At 71.5% G+C, this 646-nt stretch carries 1 pseudogene; it reads right to left on the bottom strand.

What is annotated here, in order from left to right:
- Nucleotides 1-75: 75 nt before the first annotated feature.
- Nucleotides 76-646: pseudogene (locus tag A9X00_RS12370) on the bottom strand (4-hydroxy-3-methylbut-2-enyl diphosphate reductase); the annotation flags it as partial.

Below are 646 nucleotides of genomic sequence, written 5' to 3'. Positions count from 1 at the left end.
GGAGCCGAGAGCCGAGCGCCGGGGTGGGTCCCGCGCGTCGCGCGGGTTTCCCGCGGAATCCTGGGAGTACGAGGGCTAGCTGCGCGACGACCGGATCTCGCGGGGCAGCGCGAACACCAGGGTCTCCTGGGCCGTCGTCACCGGCTGCACCACGCCGAAGCCGCAATCGGCGAGCCGCTCCAGCACACCGCGCACCAGCACCTCGGGCACCGACGCTCCCGAGGTGACGCCCACCGTCGTGACGCCCTCCAACCAGGCCGGGTCGATGTCGTCGGCGCAGTCGACCAGGTGCGCGGCCGCGGTGCCGCCGCCCAGCGCCACCTCGACCAGCCGGACCGAGTTCGACGAGTTGCGCGACCCGACGACGATGACCAGCTCGCATTCGGGCGCCATCGCCTTGACGGCGACCTGGCGATTCTGGGTCGCGTAGCAGATATCGTCGCTGGGCGGGTCCTGCAGCTTCGGGAAGCGTTGCCGCAGCCGCTCGACGATCTCCATCGTCTCGTCGACCGAGAGCGTGGTCTGCGAGAGCCAGACCACCTTGTTCTCGTCGCGCACCGTCACGTTGTCCACCGCGGCCACGCCGTCGACCAGCTGCACGTGCTCGGGCGCCTCGCCGGCGGTCCCGATGACCTCCTCGTGCCCC

Source organism: Mycobacterium sp. 1245805.9 (genome assembly GCF_001672915.1).
GTDB lineage: Bacteria > Actinomycetota > Actinomycetes > Mycobacteriales > Mycobacteriaceae > Mycobacterium.
The sequence above is the reverse complement of the archived record's forward strand: the minus strand, read 5'-3'. Positions and strand labels throughout refer to the sequence as shown.